The 2621-nt window shown below is 53.8% G+C and carries 2 protein-coding genes; both read left to right on the top strand.

The window, feature by feature from the left end; translation table 11 throughout:
* On the top strand, positions 1-332 hold a 332-nt coding region (gene tnpB / locus FHL16_RS33605), incomplete at its 5' end, for an IS66 family insertion sequence element accessory protein TnpB (protein ID WP_138739115.1).
* Positions 333-348: 16 nt separating this feature from the next.
* Positions 349-1893 (top strand): IS66 family transposase, encoded by a 1545-nt coding sequence (gene tnpC / locus FHL16_RS33610; RefSeq protein WP_077750535.1) that lies wholly within the window; start codon positions 349-351, stop codon positions 1891-1893.
* Positions 1894-2621: the final 728 nt, after the last annotated feature.

The following is a 2621-nucleotide window of genomic DNA, read 5'->3' on the forward strand; positions in this document are numbered from 1 at the left end:
AAGTTTATCTCTACCCCAAGCCCGTGGACTTCAGAAAGTCCATTGATGGCCTCGCTGCGCTGGTCGAGCTGGACATAAAAGTGGCGGTGTTCGACCCCGTGCTTTTTGTATTCCTGAATCGCCACCGTAACCGGGTGAAAATCCTCTACTGGGAGCGCAATGGCTTCTGCCTTTGGCTTAAGCGCTTGGAGTCTGAGCGTTTTAAAACATCACCCGATGCCGCCGACGAGGCCATCGTGTTGACGGTTCAGGAGCTGAACTGGCTGCTCGACGGTTTTGACCTGTGGCGCAACCGCCCTCATCAAGTTTTGACTCCAAGATTCGTCGCCTGACCGGTATAATCCGGGCATGAATTTAATGCCCGAAGACCTCCCAGATGACCCTGTTCTGCTCAAGCAAATGTTGCTTGAGGCGCTCAGCCGTCAGCAGGTTACGGCTGAGGCATACCAGACTCATATCGTCGATCTGAAAGAACAGATCAAGCTGCTGCGCGACCGCCTGTTCAATCGTAAATCTGAGCAGACCGTTGAACCCAATACCCCGCAATTGGCGCTGTTCAACGAGCCCGAAAGCGAGCCGATGCCTTCCGTCGGCGACGCTGACGAAGAAGTTGTGGCTCCGGCGCCACGTCGCGGCAAGCGCAAGCCTCTGTCGGCCGATCTGCCGCGTATCGAAGTCATCCACGAACTGCCCGAGCACGAACTGACCTGTGCCTGCGGTTGCCGCAAGCATGTGATCAGCGAAGAAGTCAGCGAACAGCTGGATATCGTGCCGATGCAGATCCGTGTCATCAAACATATCCGCAAGGTTTACGGTTGCCGTGGCTGCGAAACGGCACCGGTCACCGCCGACAAACCGGCTCAACTGATCGAAAAGAGCATGGCCAGCCCGAGCGTTCTGGCCATGTTGCTGACCACCAAGTACGTCGACGGCTTGCCGCTGCATCGTTTCGAGACGGTGTTAAGTCGACACGGTATCGATATACCAAGGCAAACACTGGCGCGCTGGGTGATGCAGTGCAGCGAACACTTTCAGCCACTGCTGAACCTAATGCGCGACCGATTACTGGAAAGCCCGGTGATCCATTGCGATGAAACCCGTGTTCAAGTATTGAAAGAGCCAGGTCGAGACCCGACCAGCCAATCCTGGATGTGGGTACAAACCAGCGGTCCGCCAGATCGTAAAGTCGTGTTGTTCGACTACACGTCCAGCCGTGCGCAGGAGGTTCCGTTGCGTCTGCTGGAAAGTTATCGCGGCTATGTGATGACCGATGATTACGCGGGCTATAACGCCTTGGCGTTGCAGCCGGGGGTTGAACGGCTGGCCTGCATGGCCCATGCGCGCCGCAAGTTGGTCGAGGCTCAGAAAGTGCAGCCGAAGGGCAAGACGGGACGTGCCGATATCGCCCTAACAATGATCAACAAGCTGTATGGCATCGAGCGCGAGCTCAAGGACAGCGATGATGAACAGCGTTTAATCGGCCGTCAGCAAAAGAGCGTACCGATCCTGGCTCAGTTGAAAAGCTGGTTGGAGAAAACGCAGCCCCAAGTCACGCCACAAAGTGTGCTGGGCAAGGCTGTTAACTATCTTGCCAACAACTGGAACCGGCTGGAGCGGTACGTGGAAGCCGGCTTTTTACCGATCGACAACAATGCGGCCGAACGGGCGATAAAACCGTTCGTTATCGGTCGTAAGGCGTGGCTGTTCAGCGACACGCCCAAAGGCGCTACCGCCAGTGCTCAGATCTACAGCCTGGTGGAGACCGCCAAGGTCAACGGCCAAGAGCCTTATACGTGGCTACGCCACGTACTGGAGCAGTTACCACATGCGCAGTCGGTCGCGGATTATGAAGCGCTGCTGCCGTGGAACTGTTCGCCAGAGATACGACGTTAAGCCTGACCCTATCGTGGGGGGGGGGTGGATCGTACGCTATCGAGACCTTTCGATATCCTTTGCTGTACCGCCAAATCCACTCAACACGTAATAGACTCGGTACGTTTTTTGGGCCTCCAAAGCCCTGTAAAAACGGAAAATCCTACCCCCGGTACAAAAATAGTCCTACCCCTGGTACAGGTCAAAAATGGCTCACATGAGCACAGATGGGGCGTACTTCTCCATTTTCGTGGCATTTATGTGGCATTTGAATGGCACTTAAATACCACAGAAATAGGGCCCATCTTTTGTGCCACCTGAAATACCTGGCCTTGGCATTTTTATGCCACTGAAATAACCAAACTTTGGCATTTTTGTGCCACTAAAATAGCCAAACATTGGCATTCTTATGCCAGCAAAATGGTAGGTGAGCTATTTATGTGCCACAGGTAGAGAAATATACGGGGCACCGCGTCTGGGATCAGGTGGTAACTTTGAATGCGGGGTTCATGGAGCGCTTACAATAAACGTGGCCTAACAGCTATCCACAGTCCCTGGCAGCAGGTATTCGTTCATTCCGTTGTTCAGGATGAATGAGGCTCGCTGGGGACATCGAATGTGTCTTGGTAGTCCATATACGGAGTTTCAAAAAGCACGTTTTCCTGCGGACAAAACAAAACCCCTACCTGCATACGCAGATAGGGGTTTCGGAATTTAATCTTGACGATGACCTACTCTCACATGGGGAA

It is taken from the genome of Pseudomonas sp. FSL W5-0299 (assembly GCF_005930655.1).
Lineage (GTDB): Bacteria > Pseudomonadota > Gammaproteobacteria > Pseudomonadales > Pseudomonadaceae > Aquipseudomonas > Aquipseudomonas mandelii.

Coding starts and splice junctions, on each gene's coding strand:
- tnpC (WP_077750535.1), top strand. CDS start 349: ATGAATTTAATGCCCGAAGACCTCCCAGATGACCCTGTTCTGCTCAAG.